The organism is Lentzea nigeriaca, assembly GCF_016907955.1.
Lineage (GTDB): Bacteria > Actinomycetota > Actinomycetes > Mycobacteriales > Pseudonocardiaceae > Lentzea > Lentzea nigeriaca.
Genome location: NZ_JAFBCX010000003.1, coordinates 343518 through 357010 on the forward strand (window position 1 = coordinate 343518; position 13493 = coordinate 357010).

At 69.1% G+C, this 13493-nt stretch carries 20 protein-coding genes; 10 read left to right on the forward strand and 10 right to left on the reverse strand.

Annotated features, from left to right (window positions below):
- Nucleotides 1-14 precede the first annotated feature (14 nt).
- Genes JOD27_RS12520 through JOD27_RS12530 form a run of 3 tightly spaced genes read left to right on the forward strand, consistent with a single transcriptional unit; the run spans nt 15 to nt 3214 of the window.
- Nucleotides 15-935, forward strand: a complete 921-nt coding sequence (locus JOD27_RS12520; protein ID WP_204762350.1) for a carbohydrate ABC transporter permease — start codon at nt 15-17, stop codon at nt 933-935.
- Nucleotides 936-942: 7 nt separating this feature from the next.
- Entirely contained in the window at nt 943-1833 is an 891-nt protein-coding gene (locus JOD27_RS12525; RefSeq protein WP_204762351.1) for a carbohydrate ABC transporter permease, read from the forward strand.
- A gap of 22 nt (nt 1834-1855) precedes the next feature.
- On the forward strand, nt 1856-3214 hold the full coding sequence (locus JOD27_RS12530; RefSeq protein ID WP_204762352.1) for a GH1 family beta-glucosidase: 1359 nt from the start codon (nt 1856-1858) through the stop codon (nt 3212-3214).
- Here JOD27_RS12530 and JOD27_RS12535 read toward each other — a convergent pair.
- Nucleotides 3183-3794: a TetR/AcrR family transcriptional regulator gene (locus tag JOD27_RS12535; RefSeq protein WP_204762353.1), complete on the reverse strand. Its 612-nt coding sequence runs from the start codon at nt 3792-3794 to the stop codon at nt 3183-3185. The two genes, JOD27_RS12530 and JOD27_RS12535, sit on opposite strands and share 32 nt — an antisense overlap.
- Before the next feature lie 70 nt (nt 3795-3864).
- Here JOD27_RS12535 and JOD27_RS12540 point away from each other — a divergent pair, with 70 nt between their 5' ends.
- Together JOD27_RS12540 and JOD27_RS12545 are read left to right on the forward strand one after the other, a co-directional pair.
- Nucleotides 3865-4653: an SDR family oxidoreductase gene (locus tag JOD27_RS12540; RefSeq protein ID WP_372441686.1), complete on the forward strand. Its 789-nt coding sequence runs from the start codon at nt 3865-3867 to the stop codon at nt 4651-4653.
- 14 nt (nt 4654-4667) lie between these two features.
- Entirely contained in the window at nt 4668-5741 is a 1074-nt protein-coding gene (locus JOD27_RS12545; protein ID WP_204762355.1) for an NAD(P)H-dependent amine dehydrogenase family protein, read from the forward strand.
- Nucleotides 5742-5791: 50 nt separating this feature from the next.
- Here JOD27_RS12545 and JOD27_RS12550 read toward each other — a convergent pair whose 3' ends face one another.
- From JOD27_RS12550 to JOD27_RS12580, 7 genes are read right to left on the reverse strand one after another with little or no spacing between them, the layout of a single operon-like run.
- Nucleotides 5792-6466, reverse strand: a complete 675-nt coding sequence (locus JOD27_RS12550; RefSeq protein WP_204762356.1) for a GvpL/GvpF family gas vesicle protein — start codon at nt 6464-6466, stop codon at nt 5792-5794.
- Complete coding sequence (gvpJ, locus tag JOD27_RS12555; protein ID WP_204762357.1) at nt 6463-6804, reverse strand: gas vesicle protein GvpJ; 342 nt, start codon at nt 6802-6804, stop codon at nt 6463-6465. The genes JOD27_RS12550 and gvpJ (JOD27_RS12555) overlap by 4 nt, the downstream gene beginning before the upstream one ends.
- The gene (locus tag JOD27_RS12560; protein WP_204762358.1) at nt 6801-7070 is read right to left on the reverse strand and encodes a gas vesicle protein K; all 270 of its coding nucleotides are present in this window, start codon (nt 7068-7070) and stop codon (nt 6801-6803) included. The genes gvpJ (JOD27_RS12555) and JOD27_RS12560 overlap by 4 nt, the downstream gene beginning before the upstream one ends.
- Nucleotides 7067-7225: a gas vesicle protein GvpJ gene (gene gvpJ / locus JOD27_RS12565; RefSeq protein ID WP_204762359.1), complete on the reverse strand. Its 159-nt coding sequence runs from the start codon at nt 7223-7225 to the stop codon at nt 7067-7069. The genes JOD27_RS12560 and gvpJ (JOD27_RS12565) overlap by 4 nt, the downstream gene beginning before the upstream one ends.
- Entirely contained in the window at nt 7218-7901 is a 684-nt protein-coding gene (locus JOD27_RS12570; protein WP_204762360.1) for a GvpL/GvpF family gas vesicle protein, read from the reverse strand. The genes gvpJ (JOD27_RS12565) and JOD27_RS12570 overlap by 8 nt, the downstream gene beginning before the upstream one ends.
- Nucleotides 7898-8197: a gas vesicle protein gene (locus JOD27_RS12575; protein ID WP_204762361.1), complete on the reverse strand. Its 300-nt coding sequence runs from the start codon at nt 8195-8197 to the stop codon at nt 7898-7900. Before JOD27_RS12575 ends, JOD27_RS12570 begins: the two co-directional genes overlap by 4 nt.
- 15 nt (nt 8198-8212) lie before the next feature.
- Entirely contained in the window at nt 8213-8515 is a 303-nt protein-coding gene (locus JOD27_RS12580; protein WP_307830099.1) for a gas vesicle protein GvpO, read from the reverse strand.
- A gap of 220 nt (nt 8516-8735) precedes the next feature.
- Between JOD27_RS12580 and JOD27_RS12585 the strand changes: the two genes are divergently transcribed.
- Entirely contained in the window at nt 8736-9164 is a 429-nt protein-coding gene (locus JOD27_RS12585) for a hypothetical protein (protein WP_204762363.1), read from the forward strand.
- A 20-nt stretch (nt 9165-9184) separates the two neighbouring features.
- Here JOD27_RS12585 and JOD27_RS12590 read toward each other — a convergent pair whose 3' ends face one another.
- On the reverse strand, nt 9185-9808 hold the full coding sequence (locus JOD27_RS12590; protein ID WP_204762364.1) for an RraA family protein: 624 nt from the start codon (nt 9806-9808) through the stop codon (nt 9185-9187).
- Nucleotides 9809-9926: 118 nt separating this feature from the next.
- Here JOD27_RS12590 and JOD27_RS12595 point away from each other — a divergent pair, with 118 nt between their 5' ends.
- The 4 genes from JOD27_RS12595 to JOD27_RS12610 all read left to right on the forward strand — a co-directional run bounded on the left by JOD27_RS12595 (nt 9927) and on the right by JOD27_RS12610 (nt 12895).
- On the forward strand, nt 9927-10694 hold the full coding sequence (locus tag JOD27_RS12595) for an IclR family transcriptional regulator (protein ID WP_372441687.1): 768 nt from the start codon (nt 9927-9929) through the stop codon (nt 10692-10694).
- A gap of 85 nt (nt 10695-10779) precedes the next feature.
- Nucleotides 10780-11814: a Rieske 2Fe-2S domain-containing protein gene (locus JOD27_RS12600; protein ID WP_204762365.1), complete on the forward strand. Its 1035-nt coding sequence runs from the start codon at nt 10780-10782 to the stop codon at nt 11812-11814.
- On the forward strand, nt 11811-11969 hold the full coding sequence (locus JOD27_RS12605) for a hypothetical protein (RefSeq protein ID WP_204762366.1): 159 nt from the start codon (nt 11811-11813) through the stop codon (nt 11967-11969). The genes JOD27_RS12600 and JOD27_RS12605 overlap by 4 nt, the downstream gene beginning before the upstream one ends.
- Complete coding sequence (locus tag JOD27_RS12610; protein ID WP_204762367.1) at nt 11966-12895, forward strand: PDR/VanB family oxidoreductase; 930 nt, start codon at nt 11966-11968, stop codon at nt 12893-12895. Before JOD27_RS12605 ends, JOD27_RS12610 begins: the two co-directional genes overlap by 4 nt.
- Nucleotides 12896-13022: 127 nt before the next feature.
- Here JOD27_RS12610 and JOD27_RS12615 read toward each other — a convergent pair whose 3' ends face one another.
- The gene (locus tag JOD27_RS12615) at nt 13023-13460 is read right to left on the reverse strand and encodes a MarR family winged helix-turn-helix transcriptional regulator (RefSeq protein WP_204762368.1); all 438 of its coding nucleotides are present in this window, start codon (nt 13458-13460) and stop codon (nt 13023-13025) included.
- Between the last annotated feature and the right edge of the window lie 33 nt (nt 13461-13493).

Below are 13493 nucleotides of genomic sequence, written 5' to 3' on the forward strand. Positions count from 1 at the left end.
CGGAAGTGACGGACATGCCAGTGATCGACAAAACGGCCAGAAGGCACCGCTGGGACACCAGGTTCGCGCCGTACGGGTACGTGGCGCCGTACTTCCTGCTCTTCGGGGTCTTCGGCCTGTTCCCGCTGCTCTACACGATCTGGGTCTCGCTGCAGCACCGCAACCTGCTCGACGAGGGCGGCGCGTCCGTCGTCTGGTTCGACAACTACGCACGGCTGCTGGTGGACCCGTACTTCTGGAACGCCATGGGCAACACGATGAGCCTGTGGCTGCTGACCACCGTCCCGCAGATCCTGTTCGCGCTGGGCATCGCCGCGTTGCTCAACCGCAAGGTCAGGACCCGCACGCTGTTCCGGATGGGCGTGATCCTGCCGAACATCACCTCCGTGGCGGCGGTGACGATCATCTTCGCCCAGCTGTTCGGCAGGGACTTCGGGCTGATCAACTGGGTGCTGGAGCTGTTCGGTGCCGGCCACGTCGACTGGCAGGCGGGCACCGCCACGTCGCACGTCGCGATCGCCGTGATGGTGGTGTGGCGCTGGACGGGCTACCACGCGCTGATCTTCCTGGCGTCGATGCAGGCGATCTCGCCCAGCCTGTACGAGGCGGCCACCTTGGACGGCGCGAGCGGCCGGCAGCAGTTCTGGCGCATCACGGTTCCGCTGCTGCGGCCGCAGATCATCTTCTCCACGATCATCGCGACCACCGGGAACATGCGCCTGCTCGCCGAACCGCTGCTGTTCAACCCCGGCGCCGCGGCCGCGACGGGTGGTTCGGACCGGCAGTTCCAGACCGCCGCGCTCTACCTCTACGAGCAGGGCTTCACCAACTACGACTTCGGGTACAGCTCGGCCATCGCGGTCGTGCTGGCGATCGCCACCGTCATCGTCGCCGGTCTCGGCTACCTGGTGACCAAACGGATCCAGACGGAGTGAGGACACCATGACCGCAGTGCTGGATCCTCCCGCGCCGGTACGACGTCCCGCCGGGCCCGCGGTGCGGGCGCGCAGGCTGGCCAGGCGCGTGGCGGGACCGTGGACGTACGCCGCCCTGATCGCGGTGCTCGCCGGCTCGGCGTTCCCGGTGTACTGGTCGTTCGTGGTGTCGTCGCAGACACCGGACGCGATCGACCGCGTGCCACCGGTGCTGGTGCCGGGCGGCAACCTATTCGCCAACATCGCCCGCGTCTTCGACACCACGGACTTCGCGCTGGCGTTGACGAACTCGATCGTGGTGTCGGGCACGGTCACCGTGTCGGTCGTGTTCTTCTCCACCCTGGCCGGGTTCGCGTTCGCCAAGCTGAAGTTCCGTGGGCGCAACGTGTTGCTGCTGCTCATCATCGCCACGCAGGCGATCCCGACCGAGCTCGGCATCATCCCGCTCTACATGATGATGAGCGAGTTCGGCTGGGCGGGGCAGATCCACGCGGTGATCGTGCCGGGGCTCGTGACCGCGTTCGGGGTGTTCTTCATGCGGCAGTACTTCGAGCGGGCGATCCCCGACGAGCTGCTCGAGGCGGGCATGATGGACGGCTGCCACTCGCTGCGGCTGTTCTGGCACATCGCGCTGCCCGCGGCCCGGCCCGCGGCCGCCGTGCTCGGGTTGTTCACGTTCATGCAGGCGTGGAACGACTTCTTCTGGCCGCTCGTGGTGCTGGTGCCGGAGAACCCGACGGTGCAGACCGCACTGTCCACTTTGGCCAGCGGCTACACCACCGACTACACGCTGGTGCTGACCGCCGCGACGATCGGCACGGTACCCGTGCTGGCCGTGTTCCTGTTGTTCGGCCGCCAGATCGTCGGCGGCATCATGTCGGGCGCCGTCAAGGGCTGACCTGGAGTCAAGGAGTGATGTCGTGAGCTTTCCGGACGGCTTCCGCTGGGGTGTGGCGACCTCGGCCTACCAGATCGAGGGGGCGGCGCGGCTCGACGGCCGCGGTCCGTCCATCTGGGACACGTTCGCGGCGGTGCCGGGCGCGGTCGCGAACGGCGACACCGGTGACGTGGCGGCGGACCACTACCACCGGTGGGCGGAGGACGTGCGGTTGCTCGTCGACCTCGGCGTGGACGCGTACCGGTTCTCGATCTCGTGGTCGCGGATCCTGCCGGAGGGCCGGGGCCGGATCGAGCAGCGCGGCCTCGACTTCTACCGGCGACTCGCCGAAGCGTTGCTGGGCAAGGGGATCGAGCCGTTCGTCACGCTGTACCACTGGGACCTGCCGCAGGCGCTGGAGGACCAGGGCGGGTGGCGCAGCCGCGACACGTCCGGCTGGTTCGCCGACTACGCGGCGACCGTGCACGAGGCGTTGAACGACGTCATCACCAAGTGGACCACGTTGAACGAGCCGTACTGCTCCTCGATCGTGGGCTACGGCGAGGGCCGGCACGCCCCCGGCGCGCGGGAGGGCCACGGTGCGCTGGCAGCGGCGCACCACCTGCTGCTGGGGCACGGTCTCGCCGTGCAGGCCATGCGCGCGAACGGTGCGCCGGGCCAGGAGTTCGGCATCGTGCTCAACCAGTCCCCCACCGTGCCGGTCACCGACTCCCCCGCCGACATCGCGGCGGCCGGCCGCCAGGACTGCTTGCTGCGCAGGCAGTTCACCGACCCGTTGTTCGGCGGGGCGTACCCGGACGAGCTGACGTCGATGTTCGGCGCGGTCACCGACTTCTCGTTCCGGCACGACGGGGACCTGGCGGTCATCGGCGAACCGCTGGACTACGTCGGTCTCAACTACTACTACCGCCTGCACGTCGCCGACGCGCCGCACCGGGAACCGGATCCGGCCAAGCGCACCGCGCACGACATCGGCGTCGACACGACCCGGCTGCCGGACGTCCCGCGCACCGGCATGGGCTGGCCGGTGGAGCCCGCCGGTCTCACCATCGCGCTGACGGACCTCAAGGCCCGGCACCCGGATCTGCCGCCCGTCTATGTCACCGAGAACGGCTGCGTCTACCCGGACACCGAGACGTTCGAGGACAACGACCGCATCGTCTTTCTCCGCGACCACATCGCGGCGGCCGAGGCGGCGTCAGAGGTGGACCTGCGCGGGTACTTCTGCTGGTCGCTGCTCGACAACTTCGAGTGGGCGCACGGCTACAAGCACCGGTTCGGCCTGATCCACGTCGACTACGCCACCCAGCAGCGCACACCGCGCGCCAGCTACCACTGGTACCGCTCGTTCATCGAGGCCCAACGGACACCGGCGCGGTGAGCATGCCGACGACCAGGTCGACAAGCTCCGCCGCCGCGTGCGGGTCGGCTGTGGGTTCGGCCCGTTCGCGGTCGGCGAGCAGGGCGAACAGCACCGTCGGGAGAACGCGCAGGCGGCGGCGCCTGACCTCGGTAGGCAGGTCTCGCAGTGCCCGGTCCAGGCGCGTGATGATCAGCCGGACAGCGGCCCTGCCCGCCCGGTCCAGGTTGGTGTCGGCGGCCAGGGCGGGATGGGTGCGAACCCGGTCGAGGAACCGCGCGTAGTGGGTGGCACCGTGCTCGTAGGGCACGGTCAGCATCGGCACGACCAAGGCGGAGACCAGCGCGCGGACGTCCTGCGCCTCGCCGGTGGCCTCGCTCTGGGCGAGCAGTTCGAGGCGGTGCTGTTCGAGGTCGGCGATGCGGTGCTGGGCGACGGCGTCGATCAGCCCGTCCCTGCCGCCGAAGTGGTACTGCACCGCGGAGTTGTTGCGCTGCCCGGCGGCCGTCGCGATGTCGCGCAACGGCACCTCGACGCCGTGCTCGGCGATCAACCGCTCGGCGGCGACGATGATCCGTTCCCTGGCATCCGCGCTGGCCACGGCTCGCACGGTAGCACGGGGTGAGCACCAGCTCTTGACTTTTAAGCACCAGCGCTTAAGAGTGGGCCGGGTGGTGACGGACATGTTCGGACTACCCGGCGCGGTGGCGGTGGTCACCGGCGCCGGCCGAGGCATCGGTGCCGCTTCGGCGCTCGCGCTCGCCGAAGCGGGTGCGGACGTGGTGATCAGCGCGCGCACCGAGGACCAACTGGCGGAGGTCGCCGGCAAGATCGAGGCCCTGGGCCGTCGAGCCGTCGTCGTCCCGGCCGATCTGTCCGATGTGGACGCTACGGCTTCGTTGGCGCAGACCGCCGCTTCACAGTTCGGGCGGCTGGACGTCGTCGTGAACAACGTGGGTGGCACGTTGCCGAACACATTCCTGACGACGACCGCGGAGTTCCTCGAAGACGCCTTCCACTTCAACGTCACCACCGCGCACGCGCTGACCATGGCCGCGGTGCCGCTCATGCTCGAAGGCGGTGGCGGATCGGTGGTCAACATCAGCTCCGTGATGGGCCGGTTGGCCGGTCGCGGCTTCCTGGCCTACGGCACGGCGAAGGCCGCCCTCACGCACTACACGCACCTGGCCGCCACCGATCTGGCGCCGCGGATCAGGGTCAACGCGATCGACGTGGGCTCGGTCCACACCTCGGCACTGGACGTGGTGGCCCGCGACGAGAAGATCAGGACCTCGATGGAACAGGCCACCCCGCTGCGCCGGCTGGGCCATCCCGACGAGGTCGCGGCGGCGGTGCTGTACCTGGCATCTCGGGCTTCCGGCTACACCACGGGTTCGGTGCTCCGCGTGGACGGCGGGATCGGCGCACCCAACCTCGACTTCAACCTCCCGGATCTGTAGGCGAGGAGACACAGGTGGCGCTTCGCGTGGTGCAGTGGAGCACCGGCAACGTCGGCAGGTGGGCGTTGCGGGGCATCATCGACCATCCCGGTCTGGAGCTGGCGGGCGTCTGGGTGTCCAGTCCGGCCAAGGACGGTCTCGACGCGGGAGAGCTGGCCGGGGTGGAGCCGGTCGGGATTCGCGCGACCACCGACGCCGACCGGCTGATCGCGGCGAAACCCGACTGCGTGGTCTACACGGCGATGGCCGACAACCGGCTGCCCGAGGCGATCGACGACCTGTGCCGGCTGCTGCGGGCGGGCATCGACGTGGTGGCCAGCGGTCCGGTGTTCCTGTCCTATCCGGAGGGCACCGTGCCGCCCGAGGTGGTCGAGCCCATCAGGCAGGCCGCGGCCGAGGGCGGGAGCTCGTTGTGGGTCAACGGGATCGACCCCGGCTGGGCCAACGACTGGTTGCCGCTGCTGCTGTCCGGCACCTGTCAGCGCATCGACCTCATCCGCTGCTCGGAGATCACCGACTACTCCACCTACGACAACCCGTTGGTGTTGTTCGACATCATGGGCTTCGGCTCGTCGCCCGACCAGACTCCGCTGCTGCTGCAACCCGGCGTGCTCACGCTCGCCTGGGGCAGCGTGGTCCGTCAGCTGGCCGCCGCCCTGGACGTCACGCTGGACTCGGTCGTCGAACACCACGAGCGGTTCGCGGCGCCGGAGGAGTTCACGGCCGCGGGCCGCACGATCGCCGAGGGCGGCATGGCGGCACTGCGGTTCACGGTCAGCGGCATGGTCGGTGATCGTCCGGTGCTCGTGCTCGAACACGTCACGCGGCTGCGGGCCGACCACGCGCCGGACTGGCCGCAGCCGGTCGGCACCGGCTGCTATCGCGTGGAGGTCACCGGGGAACCGAACTACGTGGTGGACGTGCGGCTGACCGGTGGCGACGGCGACCACAACACCGCCGGCGTGGCGGCGACCGCCATGCGTCTGGTCAACGCCGTTCCCGCGGTCGTGGCCGCCGCACCCGGTCTGCTCACCGCGCTCGACCTGCCGCTGACGACCGGACGGGGACTGGTGTCCGCGAAAGGGTGAGTGCGGTCAGCCCGGCGGGACGCGGGCCGATACCCAGGCTGACCGGAGTCCTACCAGCCCCAGCGGGAGACAGGTCGTGGCGGATCCAGGAAGTGGTAGGCGGGCAAGGGACCCGTGCAGGTCGCCGTGACCCCACCGATCTCCGCGACCGCCGCGCACGCCGCCTCGACCTGATCCAACGGCACCAGGTACGCACGGGCCTCCTCGGTCGGCGTCTGCGCGTCGAGCAGCGCCACCGCCTTCGCCACCGCCGCCACCGGCGCGAGCAGAGCGTCGGCCTGTTCTCGTCGCCACGCCACGATTTCCCGCGCGATCAGCTGCGCCTGCGCGACGACATCCGTACCCCGGCCCGTGACCGCGCCCTTGTCGTGGACGGCGCGCAACGCGACATCCTCGTCGAACACCAGCCGCACGTGCATCTCCGCCATACCGTCGAGCTCGTCCAGGTGGTGCCTCAGCGACGGCGGACCCAATGCGATCACCGCAGCGCGGGCCGCGGCCTCGTCCGCCGCGGTGGTGCCGATCCGCAGTGGCAGCACGGGACCGCCCGGCAGCAGCGCGCACAGGCCCTCCAGGTGTGCGACGACCTCCTGCTCGGTCAGCACGTGGTCGTCCTGCCGGTCGCTGACCACGACGGCGAGGTCCTCGACCTCGATCAGCCGCAGCGGTGAGGCGTCCGGCAGCCGGTGGCTCGCCCGCACGACACCGTGCAGATGCAGGCTCACGACTGGGGTTCCTCCACCGTGACAGGCGCCGGGGTGACGACCGCGGGCGCGACCATGGCGGGCACCGCGGAGGCCAGCAGGCCGTAGGTGCCGGAAATACCTTGAGCGGCGGGCGGTGCCGGCACCACGCCGCGGCGGGTCGCCTCCAGCCGTTGCATGGCCTCCAGGTAACGGATGTAGGTGTCGACGCTCGCGATCACGACCTTGATGTCGATGGCCAGGATCTCGATGCCGATCAGCGACACCCGCACCGACGCGTCGATCACCAGTCCCTTGTCCAGCAGGACGTTCAGCACATCGGCCAGGCCGCCGGAGTTCGGAACGACAGGTGCGGTCATGATGCTGCCCTCTCTTCGCTCAGCAGGGTCGCGATGTCGACCGGGAGCCGGACGCCCGACGAGTCCGGCTCACCGAGTGCTTCGCGCAACGCCGCGAACTGGCGTTGCAGCGAGATCAGCGCCTGGCCGAGGTTCTCGATCTCCTCGGCCGTCAGGGTTCCCGCGTCCACCCGGCGCAGCGCCTGACGCTCGAGCAGCTCGCACACGATCTCCAGCACCGCCACGACGATCCGGCCGAGTCCCCGGCCCGCGTCCTGCGTGCTCACCGGTCGCCGCCGATGCCGATCAGCAGCAACCTCAGGTCGAGCCGGATCAACTCGATGCCCGCCAACGTGATCACGACGTCACCACGCACCACCGCGCCGCGGTGCACCACCCGGTCGAGCAGGTCGACGAGGCTCGCCGCACTGTGCTCAGGCATCGGCGAACTCCACCCTCGTGAACGAGTACGGCGGCCACGGACCGGTGATCTCCGCGCGCAGCCCCAGTTCCCGGGTCAACCGGTCGATCTCGGCGTGGAAGTCCTCCTCGTTCTCCACGTCGACCAGGTACGCCCCTTCGAGCAGCACGTCGCCTGCGAGGTCGCGGCACGTGCTCTCGGCCGCCCGCAGGGTCAACGCCCGGTGCAGGGCATCGGCGCCGCGACGGACGGCATCGGCGGCTGCCAGGCGCTCACGGCGCTGCGCCAGATAAGCGGTTCCCGACACGGCGTCGAGGTCCACCGGCGCACGCGCGGCGGCGCGCACCCGGACACCCCACTCCCGTCGTCCCTCCACCCTGTCGAGCCAGGCCGACGCCTCCTCGTGGCGGGCGCCGAGCAACCGCACGGCCGCGTCGACACCGTCGAGCACGGTGCCGAACCGCAGCGGCAGCACCGGTTCGTGCTGGAACACGGCACGTACGACAGCGTCGTGGTAGCGAGCCAGCACGGCCAGCGGACTGTCCTCAGCGGGCTCGTCGAACTCGAGCCCGCTGAGCCGTTCGATCTCGATCTCGGCCACGACGAGCGCCAGCCCGCGGTGGCCGATCAGCCACGGCCCGGCCAGGTCGATCCGCCGGTCCCTGGTGATCGCGTACGCGTACAGGCCGCGGCTCATGCTCGTCTCTCTTCCACCGCCCGCTCCAGCACCGCGAGCCGTTCGCGCAGCTCGGCGTTCTCCGCCGTCAGCTCCTTGACCGCGCGGTCCGCCGCTCGCGGCGCGAAGAACGGGTCGTTCTCCCACCAGTCGATGCCCATCTCGCGGGCGGTCTGCGCGGATGCGACGAACAGCCTCACCCGCAACGTGAGCAGCTCGATGTCCACCACGGAGACGCTGATGTCCCCGACGATCACCACGCCCTTGTCCAGGACGCGTTCCAGTGTGTCGGCGAGAGAACCGGGTCTGTTGTCCACTTTGGAACCGTCCTCTCACATGTCGGTCGTCCCACGGGTGTAGCGCCGGAGCCGCTCGCAGCCGCGTAACTCGCCCGTCGCGTCGACATCGACGCGATAGGTGGACATCACGCTGGTGGTCGCCGGGATGCGTTCGAGTTCCAGCACTTCGACCAGGACGGACCAGCCGCCGTCCGGCAGCGCGCGAATCCCCGAAACGGCTTCCGGTGTCCTGCCGATCAGAGCACCGAACTGCTCCTTCGCAGCTCGAATGGCGAATGCGGCGGTCAGTTTCTCAGGTTTTCCGGATGGCGAACTTTCATTCGAATCGTCAGCCACTCTCCCCACCATAGGGGCACTGGGCTCGGCTTTGCAGAATGGCCCGCCCAGGAAGAATTGACATGTTAACGGATAAAATCCGGGCGAATACTTTAGAGCACTTGGCCGAATTCGAAGATTGCATTCGATTACTGCGATCGGCACAGACCCTCTGAACGAGGTGTCCGAGGTTGTCCGACTTGCTGCGGTTTTCGCCCACGCGCCGCATATGGTCCCGGCCGTGAACAAGTTCAGGAAAGCGCTCTCTCTCGGCATCACCACCGCGGCGGTGCTCGCCGCTTCGGTCGCGATGAGCACCGCGGCCGAAGCGGCGTCGTCACCGATCGACGCCTGCGGTGGTGGCAGCTACCACGAGATCGACAGCCACAGGCTGGGCGGCGTCACGATCCACCTGCTGTACAACGGCAGCACCAACTGCGTGGTCACGTGGCGGGCGAACCCCGGCAGCCCCACCCGTCTGCTGGCCGCCATCGCGAAGGAGAACGCCGACGGCAGCTACACCGATTTCAAGAACGACGACAAGCCCTACACCACCTACGCCGGTCCGGTGAAGGTGTCCGCCGCGGGCAAGTGCATCATCTGGGGAGGCGGCGTGACGATCAGCGGAGTGTGGAACGCCTGGTACTCGGCGCCGTCGCACTGCGGCTGACGAAGCACCCGGTCGCACCACTAGTCGGCGAAGCCGTTGTCCCGCAGCGCTTTGGTGATACGGGCGTGGTGCTCGGCCTCCCAGTCGTCGAGCGACTGGGAGGCTTCCTTCTCCAGCTTGGCCCGCGCGTCGCGCAGGACCTGGTCCTGCCGGTCCCGAGGCACCACGACGATGCCCTCCTCGTCCGCCACGACGACGTCACCCGCCTCGACCCGCACACCACCGCAGTCGATCGGCTCGTCGAACGGCGACACGGCCTTCTTGGTGCCGGGAATCGGCATCACTCCCCTGGCGAAGACCGGGAAGCCCAGCTCCCTGGTCTCGGCCACGTCACGGATCACGCCGTCGAGGACGAACGCGGCGACGCCACGGCGATGCGCGACGGCACAGACGTTGCCGCCGGCCAGCGCGTAGTCGAGGTCGCCCGACTGCACCACGATCACCGAGCCGGGCTCGGCCCGGTAGATCGCCGCGTGCAGCATCAGGTTGTCGCCCGGTGGGCACCGCACCGTGAACGCGGGACCCGCGACCCGCGGCATCGGCGTCCACAAGGGACGGATGCCCAGGTCCATCACGCGCTCGCGGCCCAGGACGTCGGCGAGGGTGGTGGGCGGGATCTTCTCGAACTCGGCTGTGTCACTCATGCCACCACGATTACCAGACGTGGTCCAAGCGGGTTCTGAGCTGTTCGGTGGTTTGTAATCATGTGTGATCGAATGTGTTCGTCTGCACTCGACACCTCAGGTAACGGATGATGGCTGTGTGAGCGTGCCGAGGAGAGGCAGACCCGCCGGTCCCACCGGGCCGGTGATCGGCCGTGCGCTGCGGCTGCTCGACGCGTTCGACGCCCAGCGCCGTGAGCTGACGTTGAGCGAGCTCGCCAGGCGGGCGGACATGCCGTTGTCGACCGCGCACCGGCTGATGCAGGAGCTCTGCGCGTGGGGTGCCGTCGAACGCGGCACGGACGGGCTGTACCGGATCGGGCTGCGGCTGTGGGAGCTCGGCTCGCTCGCGCCGCGCGGTCCCGGGCTGCGCGAGGCCGCGCTGCCGTTCCTGGAGGACCTCTCCCAGATCACCAAGGAGAACGTGCAGCTCGCCGTCAGGGAAGGCACGGAGGTCGTCTTCGTCGAGAGGATTGCGGGGTCCGGCGCCGTGCCGGTGCTCACCCGCGTCGGCGGCCGGTTCGCGCTCACCGCCACCGGCGTCGGCCTGGTGCTGCTCGCCCACGCCCCCGCCGAGGTGCAGGAAGAGGTCCTCAACGGCCCGATCGACCGGTACACGGCCAAGACCGTCACCGATCCGGTGCAGCTGCGCAGGATGCTCGCCGACACCAGGTCGAACGGCTTCTCCGTCAGCGACCGCCAGGTCACGATGGACTCGCTGTCGGTCGGCGCGCCGATCCGCGACCGGCACGGCGTGGTGATCGCCGCGGTGTCGCTGGTCGTGCGGCACGGCAGCACCACACCGCACGCGCTGGCGCGGCTGGTGCGTACCAGCGCTCAGGCGATCTCGCGCGCCCTCTCGGCCTAAGGGCTTCCATTTTCCGGAAACAGCGCTACGGATCGGGCCGCGGTCTCGGCCAGGCTGTGACTCCCACCACGGAGAAGGAGCGTCGATGACCGGCTTCCCGCGCGACCAGTGGTACGTCGCGGCTTACGGTTCCGAAATCGGGCAAGACCTGTTCACCCGCACCATCTGCGGCGAGCCGATCCTGTTCTGGCGTACCCGCGACGGAGCGGTGACGGCCATGCCCGACCGGTGCGTGCACCGCCGGTTCCCGTTGTCCCAGGCGCCTTCCCGGCTTGTCGACGACCAGGTCGTGTGCGGCTACCACGGCTTCACCTACGACGCGAGCGGCAAGTGCGTCGCCGTGCCCGGTCAGACCCGCATCCCGCGCACCGCACGGCTGCTGCCGTATCCGGTGGTGGAGCAGGACTCGTTCGTGTGGGTGTTCATCGGCGACCCGGCGAACGCCGACGCGTCGCGGATCCCGCGCGCGCCGTGGCTCGTCTCGCCGGACTACACGACGGTGTGCGGTATGGAGCCGTTGCAGGCCAGGTACGAACTGCTCGTCGACAACCTGCTCGACCTCTCCCACGAGACCTATCTGCACGGTGGGTACATCGGCACGCCCGAGGTCGCCTCCACCCCGATCACGACCGAGGTCGACGAGGACGCCGGCATCGTCTACGTCTCCCGGCACATGGACGACGCGGAGTGCCCGCCGTTCTACTCGAAGTCGACCGGCCTGCAGGGCAGGATCGCGCGCTGGCAGGACATCGAGTACACGCCGCCGTGCCTGTACAAGCTGCACAGCCGCATCGCGCCGGTCGGATCCGTGCCCAATGAGGACGGCACCGACCCGGACGCGTTCCACGTCGAGGTCGTCTACGCGATCACGCCGGAGACCGAGAACTCGACGCACGACTTCTGGGCGGTGGCAAGGGACTTCGCGCTCGGCGACGAGGAGGTCTCCGCGTTCCTCGCCGAGAACAACCGCACGGTCGTCCTGCAGGACGTCGTGGCGTTGAACGTGCTGGAGCAGGTCATCGCCACCGAGCCGGAGGGCTACCAGGAGCTCTCCATCAACATCGACACCGGCGGCCTCGCCGCGCGGCGGATGCTCAAGCGGCTGTGCGAGAAGGCATGAACGTGCTGACCGGCGACCGCGTCTTCCGCATCCACTGGGTCCTCGGCACCGACCGGCTCCGCGCGGTGTGCCACTGCTCCGCCGAGCGCGAGTTCGAGGACCCGGTCGAGCTGTGGGAGTGGCTCCTCGACCACCCGGTGGGACACACGCCATGAAACTCCTGCTGGAGAACAAGAAACCGATCGCCGACGGTGTCGTCCTGCTGACCCTGCGCCATCCGGACGATCATCCGCTGCCCGCGTGGACGCCCGGTGCCCACGTCGACCTGGAACTCGCCGGCGACCTGGTCCGCCAGTACTCGCTGTGCGGCGACCCGCACGACGACACGGTGCTCCAGGTCGCCGTGCTCCGCGAACCCGACGGCCGCGGCGGCTCGCAGCACGTGCACGACGTGCTGCAAGCCGGGCAGCTGATCGAGGTGCACGGGCCGCGCAACCACTTCGCGCTCGTCGAGGCCGAGCGGTACGTGTTCATCGCGGGCGGCATCGGCATCACGCCGATCCTGCCGATGATCGCCGAGGTGGCCGCGGCCGGACACGACTGGCGGCTCGTCTACGGCGGCAGAACGCGTTCCTCCATGGCGTTCCTCGACGAGCTCGAACCTCTGGGCCAGGTCGAGATCCGCCCGCAGGACGAGTACGGCCTGCTGGACCTGGCGGCGGTGCTCGGCGAACCCGTGAGCGGCACCGCGGTGTACTGCTGCGGACCGGAAGGCCTGCTGACCGCCGTGGAGCAGCACTGTGCGAAGTGGCCTGCCGGCACGCTCCACGTCGAACGGTTCGCACCGAAACCCGATGCGGGACAAGGGCCGCGGCACGAGTTCGAGGTCGAGCTCGCGCAGTCCGGCAAGGTCCTGCGGGTGGAGGCGGACGAATCCGTGCTGGAGGTCGTCGAACGTGCGGGCGTGCCCGTGTTGTCGTCCTGCCAGGAAGGCACGTGCGGCACCTGCGAGACGATCGTCCTGGCGGGAACGCCCGACCACCGCGACTCCATTCTCACGGCGGAGGAACGGGAGACCGGCGACGCGATGATGATCTGCGTGTCCCGGTCGCGTTCCCCGCGCCTGGTGCTCGATCTCTGAACCGAGACACACCACAGAAACACTTGACAGTTCAACTACGCAGAACCATGCTTGCTATATCAGGATTCCTGATATTCGAGGTCCTGATACAGCCCGCTCAGTGAGGAGCCGAACCCATGCGTGGTCGCTAGGAACCGGCGAGCGCGGCACGACATCGGTTGAGCATGTCGTGCAACGCGGTTCGCTCGCCCTTGCTGAGGTTGCTCACCATCCGCTTCTCGATCGCGGTCACCTCGGCGGCGTGTTCCTCGAGAAACGCCCTGCCGGAGTCCGTGAGGCTGATCAGCAACCTCCTGCCGTGCGCCGGATCCGGCGTGCGGACGATCAGCTCACGCCGCTCCAGCGCGGCCACCATGTCGGTCATCGTCTGCGCGGTCACGAACGAGTTCCGCGCCAGTTCGGCCGACGTGAGGCCGTCGCGCCGGGCCAGCACCGTCAGCGCCGTGTACTGCAGCGTCGTCACTCCGGCCGGGCGCAGCACCTCGTCCATGAGTGCGCGCACCGCGAGCTCCACCTGCTTGATCTCGTACATCAGCGACGGCCGCACGTGCTCCACCTTCCCCATCGATCTCCCCGATTCCCCCAGAGCCTGGCACAG